The organism is Xanthomonas vasicola pv. musacearum NCPPB 4379, assembly GCF_000277895.2.
Taxonomy (GTDB): Bacteria; Pseudomonadota; Gammaproteobacteria; order Xanthomonadales; family Xanthomonadaceae; genus Xanthomonas; species Xanthomonas vasicola.
This window is the reverse complement of record NZ_CP034655.1, coordinates 2931082-2946811: the sequence shown is the minus strand read 5'-3', so window position 1 is coordinate 2946811 and position 15730 is coordinate 2931082. Positions and strand designations below refer to the sequence as shown.

Genomic DNA, 15730 nt, shown 5'->3' with positions numbered 1-15730 from the left:
AGCCGGTTTGTGCCTGTCTGCCTATCGGAAAATACCCGCCAGGGCTTTCTGTCCGATCGCCGGTCCGGCAAATGCTGGCTATCGTTCTGCACGTCCGTGGAAGGATGCACTCGGTAGAATAGCGAGTCGTTTCTGCCACTGCCTCTCCCCCCGATGACTGTCAGCCCGGATCCTGTCCAACGTATCGATACCCTGCGTCGTTTGATCGAAGATGCAAATTACCGCTATCACGTGCTGGATGAGCCTCTGATTCCGGACGTCGATTACGACCGACTTCTACGAGAGTTGGATGATTTGGAAGCTAGCCATCCAAATCTTCTAACGCCTGATTCCCCGACGCAGCGAGTTGGTGCCCCAGTCTCTTCGCTGCTGGCTGTTAAGCATAATTCTCCAATGTTGTCATTAGGGAACGCTTTTAATGAGAGCGAAGTGGTCGACTTCGATAGGCGTGTTAGGCAAAGCCTGTCTCTGCCGGACGCGGACTCGGTTCAATACTCCGCGGAGCTAAAATTCGATGGGCTAGCGATAAGCCTTACTTATATCGATGGTGTCTTGCGCCGTGCAGTTACACGCGGCGATGGCACGTTCGGGGAGGACGTTACTCACTCTGTCCGGGCTGCAGGTGGTATTCCGCCGAGGCTGCGCGGTAAAGTGCCGGATTCAGGGGTTATTGAGGTGAGAGGGGAGGTTTATATGCCTCGCTCTAGTTTCGAGAAGTATAATGAGTATGCGTTGTTAAATAACATAAAACCGTTATCAAATCCTCGTAACGGTGCTGCAGGTGCGGTGAGGCAGCTTGATCCAAAAGAGTCCAAAAAGAGGGGGCTCAAATTCTTCGCCTATGGGGGCGTTGATCTGGAGAGGTTCACGCTAACTGAAACTCAATCGGACGTGCTCCAAATTTTGAGAGATTTCGGCTTTCCTGTTGCCAAAGAGACGTCGGTTGTTTTAGGTGCATCTGGGTGTATTAATTTTTATAGGGATATTCAAGATAAGCGCGATTCCCTGCCTTATGACATTGATGGGGTTGTGTACAAAGTTGATCGTCATGACTGGCGAGAGACTTTGGGTTTTGTCTCCCGGGCGCCCCGCTGGGCAATAGCACACAAATTTCCGGCGCAGGAGCAATTGACTGTCGTAGAGGCCATCGAGATCCAGATCGGTCGCACCGGTGCGGCCACGCCGGTGGCGCGCTTGAAGCCGGTGCATGTGGCCGGGGTGATCGTCACCAATGCCACGCTGCATAACGCCGACCAGATTGCGCGGCTGGATGTGCGCGTGGGCGATACGGTGATTGTGCGCCGCGCCGGTGACGTGATTCCCGAAGTGGCTGCGGTCGTGGCCGACCAGCGCCCGCCCGGCACCCAGGCGTGGCAGATGCCCACGCAATGCCCGGTGTGCGGTTCGGAAATCGTGCGCGAAGAGGGCCAGGCGGTGTGGCGCTGCTCCGGCGAGTTGACCTGCCCGGCGCAGCGCAAGGAAGCCTTCCGGCATTTCGTCTCGCGGCGCGCGATGGATGTGGATGGTCTGGGCGAAAAATTCATCGAAGTGCTGGTCGACAGCGGCTTGGTGCAAGGTGTGGCCGATATCTATCTGCTCACTGTGGATCAGCTGCTGCAACTGCGCATGATCAGCACCGCCGAAAGCCCGCATGCGTTCCTGCGCGAAGCGCGCGAGCATCTGGCCAGCGGCGCGTATGCACAGCTGGAAACCACGGTGGTCGGCATCGGCGTGGACATGGCCGGCGAGCGCGAAGTGCCGCCGACCTGGCAGGCCGATCTGCTGCGCGCAGGTCTGCCAAAGTTCGATTGGAATCGCAAAAAAATCGCCACCAAGTGGGCGGAGAATCTGATCGAGGCAATCGAAACATCGCGCGACACCACGCTGGAGCGTTTCCTGTTTGCGTTGGGCATCGAGCATGTGGGCGAAAGCACAGCCAAGGCGTTGTCGGCCTGGTTTGGCGATCTGGAATTGATTCGCCATCTGCCGTGGCCGCTGTTCAAGCGCGTGCCGGACATCGGTGGTGAAGTGGCGCGTGCGCTCGGGCACTTTCTCGACCAGCCCGGTAATCAGCAGGCCATCGACGATCTGCTGCAGCGTGGCGTGCGCATCGGCGACACGCATCCGCCATCGCCCAAGCTGCGCGAGGCATTGAGTTTTGCCAGCGTGCTCGAAGACATGGACATCCCCAAGGTGACGCCGGTGCGCGCGCAGCAGCTTGCCGCTGCGGTGGATTCGTTCGCTGCGTTGCGCACGGCCGGTGCCGATGCCTTGCAACAGGCCGGCGTTCCTGCGCCCGTGGTGGCCGCCTTGCTGCAATGGCTGGATCGCCCAGAAAACGCCGCGTTGGCAAGCGCCGCGCAGCAGGCGATGGAGACAGTGCTGGCGCGTCTACCGGAAGCCGATGCGCTGCAGACCGGCCCGCTCGATGGCCAGAGCGTGGTCATCACCGGGACCTTGGCTGCGCTCACGCGCGATGCCGCCAAGCAGCGGCTGGAAGCATTGGGTGCCAAGGTCGCTGGCAGTGTCTCCAAGAAGACCGCGTTTCTGGTGGCCGGCGAAGAAGCCGGTTCCAAGCTCGACAAGGCGCAATCGCTGGGCGTGGACATCTGGGACGAAGCCCGCTTGCTGGCCTTTCTGAGCGAACACGGCCAACAGCCATGAGTGCGGCGCAGGTCGATCTGGCTGCGCTGCAGTTGCGGGCGCAGCTCAATGCCGCGATCCGCGCTTTTTTCGCTGAGCGCAACGTGCTGGAAGTGGAAACGCCAGTGCTTTCGGAGGCCGGCAACACCGAACCGAATATCGAAAGTTTCAGCACGCGCTTTACCGGCCATGTGGATGCCGGCGCGCCGCTGCGCTGGTTGCGCACCTCGCCGGAATATCCGCTCAAACGCTTGCTCGCGGCCGGCGTGGGCGATTGCTACGAACTGGGGCGGGTGTTTCGCAATGGCGAAGCGGGTGGCCGTCACAACCCCGAGTTCAGCATGCTCGAATGGTATCGGGTGGGCTGGAACGATCGCAGCCTGGCGCAGGAAACCATCGCGCTGGTACGCCGCGCGCTGGCGCTGGTCGGCCGCGAGGCCGCAGTGCAGGTGCTGACGTATCGCGAACTGTTCCTGCAGACGTTGCGCATCGACCCGCTGCGCGATCCGATCCAAACGCTAAGCGCCGCGCTGCATGACGTGGCCATCGATCCGGTTGGCCTCACCCGCGACGATTGGCTGGACCTGCTGATGACCCATCGCATCCAGCCGGGCTTTGCCAGCGACACGTTGACGGTGGTGCACGATTGGCCGGCTAGCCAATGCGCACTGGCGCGTGTGCGCAACGACGACCCGCCGGTGGCCGAGCGCTTCGAGTTGTATCTGGGCAGCTTCGAGGTGGCCAATGGCTATCACGAACTAAACGATGCGCAGGAACAGCGTGCGCGCTTTGTGCGCGACAACGCCGTGCGTGCGGCGCGTGGATTGCCGCAGCTGCCGCTGGATGAACGCCTGCTCGCTGTGTTGTCGCAGTTGCCCGACTGCGCCGGTGTGGCGGTAGGCGTAGACCGTTTGTTGATGGCCTTGCGCGGCACCGCACAGATTGCCGACGTGCTGGCGTTCGACTTCGCCCACGCCTGAGTCATCGCGCTGTCATCGGCGCCGTATTGCTTTCTTCACATCGATGATGCTCTCATCTTCGCGTCCACGGGGGCGCGACGAAGATTCGTTTCGGGGTGAGGATTGTCGGCATGAAGTGGCTGATCAGCTTATGCGGTCTGTGGTGCTTGCCGCTGCTGATGCTCGCCGATGCGCGTGCTTCCGACCGCGCCGCCAGCGTGGTGCGCTGCGAGTCCAAGGACCTGGCGCGCGTGCACTGCGAGATGGATACCTCCCAAGGCGTGCAGCTGGTGCGCCAGCTCTCCGAAACCAGTTGCATCCGCGGCAGCGAATGGGATGTCGAACGCGATGGCGTGTGGGTCGAACAGGGCTGTCGCGCCGAATTCGCAGCATCCCGCGCGCAAACCGCAACGGTGATGCGCCGCGTGGTGCGCTGTGATTCCAATGGCGGAACGGTGGCGTGCCCGGTGCTGCTGCGTGGTGCGCCGGTGCGGCTGCTGCGGCAACGCTCGATGTGGCCGTGCAAGGAAGGGCGCACCTGGGGCATGCGCCGCAACGAGATCTGGGTGTCGCGTGGCTGCGATGGCGAATTCGAGGTGGGCGCCGAAGACGGCTCCGGCTTCGTCTCGGTGCCGCGCATGATCACCTGCGAATCGAAGAAGAGCGCGCGCCGCACTTGCGGCGTGTCGGTTGAACGTGCGGTGCGCCTGGGCCGGCAGATGTCCAAAACGCCGTGCGTGGAAGGCCAGACCTGGGGCTGGAGCCGTGACGGGGTATGGGTAAACGACGGCTGCCGCGCCGAGTTCATCGTCGACTGAGCGGGTGGCAAGGCTGCTGCGCTACCGGCACGTCGGTATCGCTAGGCGGAAGATTGACGTCTTCGCTGTGGGGCGATCGATCTGCGGTTTGGCTGCAGGGCCCTTGCCCGCCCAGCGGCGCGGGACTTGCTGCAAGTCCGTCCCTCTAAGCTCTTAGGCGGCATCCATGCCGCATAAGGTCCCGTGATGCTGGGCGGGCAGGGGCCAGTCGAGATGCTCGGCGTGCACGCTTGCAAGGGCAGCCGGCGTGTTGCTTCGATCACACCGCGTTGGATCAGCGTCACAGTGCAACGCGATCGGCAGCTAGGCATTCAAATGCAACCGGCAAACTTTCTGGTGCTGTGCCCTTGCCGCTTGCAGGATCGTATCGCGGGATTGATGCAGCCACAGCGCCGACAAGGACGTGCTTGCGGCGCGTCTGGCGAGTGGCGAGAGCACAGCACCCTCGACCAACCAGGCTGTCGCGCTTGATGATTGCTGCGCCAGGACGGCGGACTGAGCATTGCCAGTCCACTGACTGCGCTGCCCGCGCGCCTTACAATAGGTCAATGAACGACAGCGCCCATATCGATTACGCCCGCTACGACCACATCCGCCCACTGTTGTGGACCGGCGATGCCCTGGAATTGCTCGACCAACGCAAGCTGCCCTTCGTGGTGGAGCATCTGCATTGCGACAGTAGCGACACGGTGGCCGAAGCGATTCATTCGCTGGCCGTGCGCGGTGCGCCGGCGATCGGCATTGCGGCCGGGTGGGGCGTGGTGCTGGCCGCGCGCGACATCGACGCTGATGATGGCAGCGCCGCGCTGCAGAAGCTCGAGCCGGCATTGCTGCGGCTCAACGCGGCGCGTCCGACCGCCGTCAACCTGGCCTGGGCGCTGATGCGCATGCGCCGGGTGCTGGCTGCGGCCGGCGCCGACTGGCGCGAGGTGATCGCGCGTGAAGCGCAGGCCATCGCCGATGAAGACCTGGCCGCCAACCGTCATATGGGCGCGCTTGGCGCCGCACTGATCGCGCCAGGCAGCGGCGTGCTGACCCATTGCAACACCGGCTCGCTGGCCACCGCCGGTTTCGGTACCGCGCTCGGTGTGATCCGCGCCGGCATGGCGCAGCAGCGCATCGCCAAGGTGTTCGCCGGCGAGACGCGGCCGTGGCTGCAGGGCGCACGCCTGACCGTGTGGGAGCTGCAGCAGGATGGCATCGACGCCACCCTGATCGCCGATTCGGCCGCCTCGCATCTGATGAAGTCCGGGCTGGTGCAGTGGGTAATCGTGGGCGCCGATCGCATCTGTGCCAATGGCGATACCGCCAACAAGATCGGTACTTACCAGTTGGCGATCGCCGCACGCCACCACGGCGTCAAATTCATGGTGGTGGCGCCGTCGTCGACGGTGGATATGGCCACCGCCAGCGGCGACCAGATCGAGATCGAGCAACGCGATCCGGGCGAATTGTTCGGCGTGGGCGGGGTCCGGACGGTGGCCGACGGCATCCATGCCTGGAACCCGGTGTTCGACGTGACCCCCGGCGATCTGATCGATGCGATCGTCACCGAACGCGGCGTGATCACGCAGCCGGACCTGGCGCGGATGCAGGCGGCCTTCGGCAGCTGAGTCACGCGCGCCGCCGACAGGCTGCCAACGCCGCTGAAACTCCCTCCAAGTGCTTGTTTCTGGCTGGTAAACCGGAGGCATCGGAGTGGCCTGCCGTGGTACAATCCGGCGCTTGAATCGATCGGCGGGAGCGTAGGGAAGGCAGCCTGATGCAAGGGCGCGCCCGACGCGGCTTTCCGGCTCACCCGCCACCTCACTTACGGAACCCGAATGGCAGAAACCGCCAAGGAAATCATCCAGGTCAACCTGGAAGACGAGATGCGCAAGAGCTATCTCGATTACGCGATGAGCGTGATCGTGGGGCGCGCACTCCCCGATGCACGTGATGGCCTCAAACCCGTGCACCGACGCGTGTTGTTCGCGATGCATGAGTTGGGCGCACATAGCAACAAGGCCTACTTCAAGTCGGCGCGTATCGTCGGCGACGTCATCGGTAAATACCATCCGCACGGCGACCAGTCGGTGTACGACACTCTGGTGCGCATGGCGCAGCCGTTCTCGTTGCGTTACATGATGGTGGACGGCCAGGGTAACTTCGGTTCGGTCGACGGCGACTCCGCTGCGGCGATGCGTTACACCGAGTCGCGCATGTCGCGGCTGGCGCATGAGCTGATGGCGGATATCGAAAAGGAAACCGTCGATTTCCAGCCCAATTACGACGAAAAGGAACAGGAACCGACGGTCATGCCGACCCGGTTCCCGAACCTGTTGGTCAACGGGTCGGCCGGTATTGCGGTGGGTATGGCCACCAATATCCCGCCGCATAACCTGACCGAGGCGATCAACGCCTGTATCGCGCTGATCGACACGCCGGAACTGGATGTTGAAGGCCTGATGGAATACATCCCGGGCCCGGATTTCCCCACCGCCGGCATCATCAACGGTACCGCCGGCATTGCCGCCGGCTATCGCACCGGCCGTGGCCGCGTGCGCATCCGTGCCAAGGCCGAGGTGGAAGTTGCCGACAACGGCCGCGAGGCGGTCGTCGTCACCGAGATCCCGTACCAGGTCAACAAGGCGCGGCTGATCGAAAAAATCGCCGAGCTGGTCAAGGAAAAGAAGCTCGAAGGCATCAGCGAGCTGCGCGATGAGTCCGACAAGGACGGCATGCGCATCTACATCGAAGTCAAGCGCGGCGAATCGGCTGAGGTTGTGCTCAACAACCTGTATCAGCAGACCCAGATGGAGGCGGTGTTCGGCATCAACATGGTGGCGCTGATCGATGGCCGCCCGCAGTTGATGAACCTCAAGCAGATGCTGGAGGCGTTCATTCGCCACCGCCGCGAGGTGGTCACCCGCCGCACCATTTTCGAACTGCGCAAGGCGCGTGCGCGTGCGCACGTGTTGGAAGGCCTGACCGTCGCGTTGGCCAACATTGATGAAATGATCGAGTTGATCAAGACCTCGGCCAACCCGCAGGAAGCGCGCGAGCGCATGCTTGCCAAGACCTGGCAACCGGGTCTGGTCGGCGCTCTGTTGGGCGCGGCCGGTGCGGAAGCCTCCAAGCCGGAAGATCTGCCGCCGGGTGTGGGCCTGATCAAGGGTTTTTACCAGCTCAGCGAAGTGCAGGCCTCGCAGATTCTGGAAATGCGTCTGCATCGCCTGACCGGCTTGGAACAGGAAAAGCTGACCGACGAGTACAAGCAGTTGCTCGGCGTCATCGAAGGCCTGATCCGCATCCTGGAAAACCCGGATGTGCTGTTGCAGGTGATCCGCGACGAGCTGATCAATATCCGCGAAGAATACGGCGACGAACGCCGCACCGAAATTCGTCACAGCGAAGAAGATCTGGATATCCTGGATCTGATCGCGCCGGAAGACGTGGTAGTGACGCTGTCGCACGCCGGCTATGCCAAGCGCCAGCCGGTGAGTGCGTATCGCGCGCAGCGCCGTGGTGGCCGCGGCCGTTCTGCCGCAGCGACCAAGGAAGAAGATTTCATCGACCAGTTGTGGCTGGTCAACACGCATGACACGCTGCTGACCTTTACAAGCAGCGGCAAGGTGTTCTGGCTGCCGGTGCATCAGTTGCCGGAAGCCGGCTCCAATGCGCGTGGCCGCCCGATCATCAACTGGATTCCGCTGGAACCCGGCGAGCGCGTGCAGGCGGTGCTGCCGGTGCGCGAATACGCCGACAACCGTTACGTGTTCTTCGCCACGCGCAACGGCACGGTCAAGAAGACGCCGTTGAGCGAATTCGCTTTCCGTCTGGCACGCGGCAAGATCGCGATCAACCTGGACGAAGGCGATGCGCTGGTCGGTGTGGCCTTGACTGATGGCGACCGCGATGTGTTGCTGTTCGCTTCCAACGGCAAGACCGTGCGCTTCGGTGAATCCACCGTGCGTTCGATGGGTCGCACTGCCACCGGCGTGCGCGGTATCCGTCTGACCAAGGGTGAAGAGGTGGTCAGCCTGATCGTGGCTGAGCGTGCCGGCGGTGTCGAAGAAGAAATCGAAGCCGACGATGTCGATGATGTGGTCGAAACCACAGATGGCGCTGAAGCAGCGGTGATTGAGGTCGCTGATGACGGCAACGTTGCCTACATCCTGACCGCCACCGAGAACGGCTTCGGCAAGCGCACTCCGCTGACCGAGTATCCGCGCAAGGGGCGTGGCACGCAGGGCGTGATCGGCATCCAGACCACCGAGCGCAACGGCAAGCTGGTGCGTGCGGTGCTCCTGGGCGCCACCGACGAAGTGTTGCTGATTTCCGACGGCGGCACGCTGGTGCGTACACGTGCTTCGGAGATCTCGCGTGTGGGTCGTAACACGCAGGGCGTCACGCTGATCCGCTTGTCCAAGGGCGAGAAGTTGCAGGCAGTCGAACGCCTGGATGCATCGCTGGACGAAGTGGAAGATGTGGTGGACGAAGCAAGCGCAAGCGTGAGCGACGCACCACCGACGGACGCGTAAGCACAGCACGTCAGCGAATGCAGCAGACGAAAAACGCCGGCGAAAGCCGGCGTTTTTTTATTGCGTCGTTTTTAGCGTGATGTTTTATGGCGGGCGCTGACATCTGCAACGCAATGTCTTCACGTGTTCAAAGCAAAGATCGCGGCTCTTTCACCGCGGCGGGTCGAAGGTTGTTGGCGGTGCAGCGGCATTGCGTCGCCGCTGAAGTCGAAGAGGGACAACTGATGACGATTCTGGATCGTCCTTCCGGTCGCGGCCATTGGGCGCTGGCGACCTTGGGAGGCGTGATTGCATTACTGGGCGCAGTGTTACTTGCCGGCGGCGTGTGGCTGGCTGCGTTGGGCGGCTCCTGGTACTACGCACCAGCCGGTGCCGCGATGCTGATCTCCGGTGTGCTGCTGTTTCGCGGCCGCAATGCCGGTGCCTGGTGGTTTGCCGGCGTTGGGGTGGTCTCGCTGCTGTGGACATGGTGGGAGTCAGGCAGCGATTACTGGCGCTGGGTGCCGCGGCTGGGCCTGATTGTCGGCCTGGCATTGGTGCTCTCGCTGTTGCTGCCGAAACTGCATCGCCCGGTGTCGCGCACGGTATCGCGCAGCCTGGCCGGTGCGCTGGCGGTGGTGTTTGTGGTGGCGTTCGTATTGGCCTTCATGCCGCACGGCGTCACCGAAGCTGATAGCGCGCTGGCGCACGCGGCCGGTGTGGTCGGTGGCATGGTCAATCGCAGCGCGTCCGCCTCGGTTGCAGCGTCTGGTGTACAGCCGGCGAACGCGCCTGCCGATGGCGACTGGGCCGCGTATGGACGTAGCCAGGCCGGTCAGCGCTACTCGCCGCTGCAGCAGATCAATCGCGACAACGTCGCGCAGTTGCAGCAGGCCTGGCTCTTCCACACCGGCGATCTGCCGAGCAAGCGCTGGGGTGCAGAAACCACGCCGTTGAAGGTGGGCGACAGCCTGTATCTGTGCACTGCGCGCAACCAGGTGATTGCGCTGGATGCTGCCAGCGGCAAGCAGCGCTGGCGCTACGATCCCAAGGTCAAGGACGAGGCGATTCCGTATACGGCGGCATGCCGCGGCGTGTCGTACTACGAGCTGCCGGCGGCCACCGACACTGCTGCTGCAACTGCAACGCCGTCGGCAGCGCTGTGCCGCACGCGCGTGATCGAAGGCACGCTGGACGGGCGCTTGATTGCGCTGGACGCACGCAGCGGCACGCCGTGCCCGGATTTCGGCAACAACGGCCAAGTCGATATCACTGTCGGCATGGGCGAGACGCCGCCGGGCTATGTGTCGATTAATTCGCCGCCGGCCATCGTGCGCGGCGTGGTGGTGACCGGTCATCAAGTGCTTGATGGGCAGAAGCGTTACGAGCCCTCCGGTGTGATCGAAGGCTTCGACGCGGTGACCGGCAAGTTGCGCTGGGCCTGGGACATGACCCATCCGGAATGGAACGGCGCACCGCCGCCGGCCCAGAGCTGGACGCGCGGCACGCCCAATATGTGGACCACCGCCGCAGCCGATGAGCAACTGGGCTATGTGTATTTGCCGATGGGCAATTCCACCGCCGATTACTGGAGCAGCTCGCGCACGCCGCAGGAGAATCGCTATGCGACCTCGCTTGTGGCGCTGGATGTGATCACCGGCAAGCCGGTGTGGAATTTCCAAACCACCCACATCGATGCCTGGGATTACGACCTGGGCTCGCAGCCGAGCCTGATCGATTTCCCCAAGGACGGCGTCAACGTGCCGGCGGTACTGTTGCCGAGCAAGCAGGGCGAGCTATACGTGCTGGATCGGCGCACCGGTAAGTCACTGGTGGGTGTGGAAGAGCGTGCCGTGCCGGGCGGCGGTGTGGAGCCGCAGATGCGAGCCAAGACACAGCCGTTCTCGCTGTATCACACGCTGCGCAAGCCGGATCTGACCGAGCGCGACATGTGGGGCATGACGCCGATCGACCAACTGGTCTGCCGTATCCAGTTCCGCAAGGCCAGCTACAAGGGCATTTACACGCCGCCGGAAGCCGACCGCCATTCGATCGAATACCCCGGTTACAACGGCGGTTCGGATTGGGGCAGCGTGGCGGTGGATCCGCAGCGCGGCGTGATCGTGGCCAACTACAACGACATGCCCAACTACAACCTGCTGGTACCGCGCGCCAAGGCCAACAAGCTGGGCTGGGCACCACGCGATGAAGTGCGTGGCGATGCTGGCGGTGCGGAGGGCGCGGGCGACCCGCAGGCCGGCACGCCGTATGCGATCAACGTCAACGCCGGCTGGCGACTGCCGTTTACTAAGTTGCTATGCAAGGAACCGCCGTATGGCGGCATCCGCGCCATCGACCTGGCCAGTGGCAAGACGCTGTGGGACCGCCCGTTCGGAAGTGCGCGCGGCAATGGCCCTTTCGGCATTCGCTCCGGTCTGCCGATCGAGATCGGCACGCCGAACAATGGCGGCGCGGTGGTGACGGCAGGCGGCTTGATCTTTATCGCAGCAGCCACTGACGACCTGATCCGCGCCATCGATCTGGCTACCGGCAAGGAGCTGTGGCACGCCAAGTTGCCGGCCGGCGGCCAAGCCAACCCGATGGTGTACGAGTATGGTGGCCGCGAATATCTGGTCATCATGGCCGGCGGGCATCACTTCATGGAAACCCCGGCGGGCGATGCGTTGATCGCTTATGCGTTACCGCAGAAGGCGCCGTGATTTTGGGAGTGGATGAAGATCGGCGGCTAGTCAGTTAGCGATACGGCCGTGCAGTGTGCCGAACTGCGCGGCCGTGTTCGAATCGGAACGCAAAAATGCGTGCGTTCCGATGTCTGCCGCGCCGCCCGCTTATGTTGGCTGCCGCTAGCATCATCGTCAGCTACCCAAGAATGTCGAAGCATGAAATAGAAAAAGCGCACCGCAAGGTGCGCTTTTTTCTTTGCAGCAAATCGGAAGGCAAGGGGCTTAGCTATCTTTGTACGATGTTGTAGGCCTAACGCAACGCGTCAGGCCGCACGCTCTTGCGATTCCCGATTCCCGATTCCCGATTCCCGATTCCCGATTCACCCAACGTTCGCCGCCACCTCATCCTCCTGCACCGCATCTTGCACATCCTGCGCCAGCGTCGCCTTGGCGATGATCGAGCGGATCGCGTCGGTGGCTTCGGAGAGCGGCACATCGTTGCTCAATCGCTGGAAGGTATCGCGGCTGTTGTAGCCGGAGCCATCCTTCAAGTAATGCTCGTACATCGACAGCAGATCCTGGCACGCCGTGATCAGTGCAGCGACATTGCCGCGCACCAGTGCGTGACCCAGCTGATCGAAGCTGTGCAGGCAATCGGCAAGCCAGTGCAGGTCGTAGCGCGCTGTAGCCGGCTCGGGTGCATTGTGGCCGCGGCTGTAGGCGCTGTAGCGACGCAGGCTGCGGGCCACGCGCGCCACATGCTCGAACAGCGTGCCGATCTCGTTGGCGATATCCAGTCGCTGCACCAGCACCATCGGAATCACCTGGCCGGCAGTGGCCGCCTGCTCCGAGGCGTTCTGCTCCTGCTGCTCCAGCGATTGCTTGAGCACGGCATAGCTGCGCTGCAACGATTCCAGTTCCAGCGTGGTGGCCGCCGCACGCGCCTTCAGTTGCGACAGCGCCGCCTGATAGTGGCCGAGGCTGTCCTGCGTGCTGGCAAGCTCGCCGGATTCGGCACGCAACTGGCGACCGCGCATGAATGCCAGTCCGGTGGCGATCAGCGCCCAGAGTGCGAATGCAGGCACCAGGTAGATCAGGATGCCCATGGGAGATTCCTCGAAACGTTGCATACCTTGTCGGCCCGAGGGTTACATTCTTGATGACGTGTCTTTTCAGATGTGACCAAGTGCCGCCCTTCAGCTTGAAGTCGAGGCCCGTACAGCAAGCATGATGGCCTGAACTGCAAGGCGTCGCTCTTCACTTATTTTATTAATTTGTTATAAAAAAAGATAGGTTCAATCGAAAATTAATATAACAATAGATTATTTATTGACGGTGCGCTGGGTTCACGCTTTTTGAACCATAGGTATCAATATTTTGTAAAAATTTTTACTGATTTTGTGATGTGTCAAAAAAATGTTAATAGAGGAAGTTGCAGTCATGTTCAGAAATTAAACCGTGCTGGAGGATCAAATGAAATCATTCTTGCTTGTTTTTTTCCTGGTGTTGGCGTCTCCTGGTGCAACTCAGTTGCAAGCTGCAGATGTGGAGGACTCGGCTGTGAGTGCTGCCGCGAAGCAAATCGTTGATGCTGAACGTATTTCTCTGCAAATGGCTCCCATAAAGACAAGGCACGCCTTGGATTTATACATTGAATCAGTGCCTCAGGAGATATCGGCGTTCAAAGATATCTCGCCAATGCTAAGAGATGAGTTTATTAATAGCCTGAAATTCAATGAGAAGGGTTTAACGGAATTTGATACATCGTCTTTTAAGAAGCTCTCGCCAACACAGGTGTATAGCGTTCTCGCTCTATTTGGATTGGAAGAGGGGGCTTATAAGATCAACGCGGCACCTCGTACGCGTTTAGACAAGGATGTGAATGCGGAGCCTCTTATGCAAAACGGGGATTTTTTGGAAGGATATCGTTGTGAGGAGCGAGCAACCTGTGGAGAAAGCCAGAGGTCGGCATGTACTTCAAACTGCTAGTCTTTACGAACTAAGAGCGGCAGCATTTGCCGCTCGCTTCCAATCCGGTCAAAATGAAATATTTCCTCATCATAATCAGGCTCGTAACTTTATTGATCATCCCTGAGGTTCAGTCGGCACCTGTCATAGGTCCATCGGTAAAAATCGAGCAGTTGGCAGGCATTGTGCGAACACTGCCCCCAAATATTCAGCGTCAGATGCTTGTCGATTCGTACAGGAATTTTTATCCTGAAAAGTTAGGTTCGCATGATCTGCCGGAGACGAGGGCGCGCTTCGATGCTGCGGTAACGACCGCTTTCTATTCGAAGGATCCGGCTATTTCGCTAGAGGCCGCCAGTCTTTACGATTTTCTTGATGAGCGGCATGTGGCCACTGAGCGTGACCTGCACGATATCGTCGGAGTATTGGTTAAATCCCGGCAGTTCAAGATCGCCAAGGACTTTTCGAAGTTGCACGGTATTGAGCCCGCGATTCCACCGGTTCTGGATGGGCGAGGCGCTGCAACGAGTGCGCCGGCGATAATCAGGCATGTCGGCAATTCGCTTATCATTGAGTCTGTTGATCAAGGAATGCTCGATTCTGGGATCGTCATTGTCGCTAGTCCTTTATGCCATTTTACGCGCACTGCCAGCGACGCTATTGTCCGTGATACCGGTTTGAGTGGCGATTTGAAGGACGGGCTTTGGCTTGTCCCCCCTGAGTCTGGTCTTCATCTCGAAGAAATTGATGAGTGGAATTCGACTCATGCGAAGCAAAAAATGGCGATGGTGTATGACTGGCTTGATTGGAGCCGGATAACGGATTGGTCGACCCCGGGCTTTTACTTCTTTCGTGACAAGAAAATAGTGGCTGAAATTCATGGGTGGCCGATCGATGGAAGTAAAAAAGAAGAGTTGATCGCCGCAGTGAAAAAGTGGAAAAGCGGACCTAATTAGCCTCGACCCCCAGCCAGCAGTCGCAGTGTCGACTCCCCGCAATTCAGTGCCAGCCAAAATTAGAGGTCTGCGGTTGATGTTGATCACGGAACTCGGCGGGCGTTAGCCCGCCCAGGCTGTCGTGCGGGATCTGCTGGTTATAGTCGGTCAGCCAGTGTTCGGTCTGTTGGCGGACCTCGCTGAGCGTGCGGAACAGATGCATGTCCAGCACGCCACGCCGGTAACTGCCGTTGAAGCGTTCGATAAAACCGTTTTGCATTGGACGCCCCGGCTCGATGAAGTCCAAGGCGATGCCCTTGCGCTCGGCCCACTCGGCCAAGGCCAATGCGACAAACTCCGGGCCATTGTCCAAACGAGTTTGCCGGGGTAGCCGCGCCAGGCCGCGATGCGTTCCAAAGTGCGGATGACGCGGGCGGCCGGAAGATTCAAGTCCACTTCGATCGCCAAGGCTTCCCGGCTGAAGTCGTCGATGACATTGAACGTACGGAAGCGTCGACCATCCCACAGCGCATCGGACATGAAGTCGATCGACCATCCGGCATTGGGGTGTGCTCCGCATGCCAACGGTTGTGGATGACGGGTCGGGACCCGGCGCCTGCTGCGACGCCGTTGATTGAGTTTCATCAGGCAATACACACGCCAGACCCTTTTGTGATTCCACACGTGTCCGCGACGGCGGATGATCTGAAAGAGCTTTCCAAACCCACGCTCGGGAAAGCGCTCGGCCAATTCGGACAGCAGCGCAATGACCTTCTCGTTGCGATCAGGACGGCGCCGATAGCGCGCTGTCGAGCGAGCCACGCCAACGACTGCACAGGCCCGGCGCTCGCTCCAGCCATGCTGCTCGACGAGCCAGGCAAGAAGCGGGCGTTTATGCGCCGGGTCTACAGTTTTTTTGCGATGACATCCTTCAATGCATGGTTTTCCATCGCGAGCTCGGCGTACATGCGTTTGAGCTTGCTGTGCTCGGTCTCCAGGTCGCGAAGGCGCTGGACATCAGCGGCCTCCATGCCACCGTACTTGGACTTCCAGACGTAGTACGTGGCGTCGGAAATACCCAGCTCACGGCACACATCCTTGACATGGCGGCCGCCCTCGACCTGCTTCAGCGTGGCGACAATCTGGCTCTCGGTGAACTTGCTCTTGCGCATCGTTGGTCTCCTTGGTGGCTAGTGTGCCCGGAGACCTCTAACTATGGAT

Annotated in this window: 9 protein-coding genes and 1 pseudogene; 8 read left to right on the top strand and 2 right to left on the bottom strand. The window is 60.8% G+C overall.

Going from position 1 to position 15730, the window contains the following annotated elements; translation table 11 throughout:
- Positions 1-153: 153 nt before the first annotated feature.
- The 6 genes from ligA to KWO_RS13650 all read left to right on the top strand — a co-directional run bounded on the left by ligA (position 154) and on the right by KWO_RS13650 (position 11642).
- Positions 154-2664, top strand: coding sequence for an NAD-dependent DNA ligase LigA (ligA, locus tag KWO_RS13680; protein ID WP_017113394.1), 2511 nt, complete (start codon positions 154-156; stop codon positions 2662-2664).
- Positions 2661-3623, top strand: coding sequence for an EF-P lysine aminoacylase EpmA (gene epmA, locus KWO_RS13675; protein ID WP_010379589.1), 963 nt, complete (start codon positions 2661-2663; stop codon positions 3621-3623). Before ligA ends, epmA begins: the two co-directional genes overlap by 4 nt.
- Before the next feature lie 110 nt (positions 3624-3733).
- Positions 3734-4420 carry a DUF3011 domain-containing protein gene (locus KWO_RS13670; protein ID WP_010379590.1) on the top strand — a complete coding sequence of 229 codons (687 nt, stop codon included), beginning with the start codon at positions 3734-3736 and terminating at the stop codon, positions 4418-4420.
- 548 nt (positions 4421-4968) lie between these two features.
- Entirely contained in the window at positions 4969-6033 is a 1065-nt protein-coding gene (gene mtnA / locus KWO_RS13660; RefSeq protein WP_010366601.1) for an S-methyl-5-thioribose-1-phosphate isomerase, read from the top strand.
- A gap of 210 nt (positions 6034-6243) precedes the next feature.
- A complete protein-coding gene (gene gyrA, locus KWO_RS13655) occupies positions 6244-8943 on the top strand; it encodes a DNA gyrase subunit A (protein ID WP_010366603.1) in 2700 nt (899 codons plus the stop codon).
- Positions 8944-9167: 224 nt separating this feature from the next.
- Positions 9168-11642: a membrane-bound PQQ-dependent dehydrogenase, glucose/quinate/shikimate family gene (locus tag KWO_RS13650; protein WP_017113395.1), complete on the top strand. Its 2475-nt coding sequence runs from the start codon at positions 9168-9170 to the stop codon at positions 11640-11642.
- A gap of 344 nt (positions 11643-11986) precedes the next feature.
- On the opposite strand, the gene KWO_RS13645 is transcribed toward KWO_RS13650, so the two are convergent.
- Positions 11987-12712: a hypothetical protein gene (locus tag KWO_RS13645; RefSeq protein ID WP_010379597.1), complete on the bottom strand. Its 726-nt coding sequence runs from the start codon at positions 12710-12712 to the stop codon at positions 11987-11989.
- A gap of 367 nt (positions 12713-13079) precedes the next feature.
- Here KWO_RS13645 and KWO_RS13640 point away from each other — a divergent pair, with 367 nt between their 5' ends.
- Together KWO_RS13640 and KWO_RS13635 are read left to right on the top strand one after the other, a co-directional pair.
- Positions 13080-13595: a hypothetical protein gene (locus tag KWO_RS13640; protein WP_010379598.1), complete on the top strand. Its 516-nt coding sequence runs from the start codon at positions 13080-13082 to the stop codon at positions 13593-13595.
- Between the two features lie 53 nt (positions 13596-13648).
- Positions 13649-14530: a hypothetical protein gene (locus tag KWO_RS13635; protein WP_010379601.1), complete on the top strand. Its 882-nt coding sequence runs from the start codon at positions 13649-13651 to the stop codon at positions 14528-14530.
- 43 nt (positions 14531-14573) lie between these two features.
- On the opposite strand, the pseudogene KWO_RS13630 reads toward KWO_RS13635, so the two are convergent.
- Positions 14574-15681 (bottom strand): annotated as a pseudogene (locus KWO_RS13630) (IS3 family transposase).
- Positions 15682-15730 lie beyond the last annotated feature (49 nt).

What these genes read in the sequence shown, in the direction of transcription:
- ligA (WP_017113394.1), top strand. Translation starts at nt 154, where the DNA reads ATGACTGTCAGCCCGGATCCTGTCCAACGTATCGATACCCTGCGTCGT.
- epmA (WP_010379589.1), top strand. Translation starts at nt 2,661, where the DNA reads ATGAGTGCGGCGCAGGTCGATCTGGCTGCGCTGCAGTTGCGGGCGCAG.
- KWO_RS13670 (WP_010379590.1), top strand. Translation starts at nt 3,734, where the DNA reads ATGAAGTGGCTGATCAGCTTATGCGGTCTGTGGTGCTTGCCGCTGCTG.
- mtnA (WP_010366601.1), top strand. Translation starts at nt 4,969, where the DNA reads ATGAACGACAGCGCCCATATCGATTACGCCCGCTACGACCACATCCGC.
- gyrA (WP_010366603.1), top strand. Translation starts at nt 6,244, where the DNA reads ATGGCAGAAACCGCCAAGGAAATCATCCAGGTCAACCTGGAAGACGAG.
- KWO_RS13650 (WP_017113395.1), top strand. Translation starts at nt 9,168, where the DNA reads ATGACGATTCTGGATCGTCCTTCCGGTCGCGGCCATTGGGCGCTGGCG.
- KWO_RS13645 (WP_010379597.1), bottom strand. Translation starts at nt 12,712, where the DNA reads ATGGGCATCCTGATCTACCTGGTGCCTGCATTCGCACTCTGGGCGCTG.
- KWO_RS13640 (WP_010379598.1), top strand. Translation starts at nt 13,080, where the DNA reads ATGAAATCATTCTTGCTTGTTTTTTTCCTGGTGTTGGCGTCTCCTGGT.
- KWO_RS13635 (WP_010379601.1), top strand. Translation starts at nt 13,649, where the DNA reads ATGAAATATTTCCTCATCATAATCAGGCTCGTAACTTTATTGATCATC.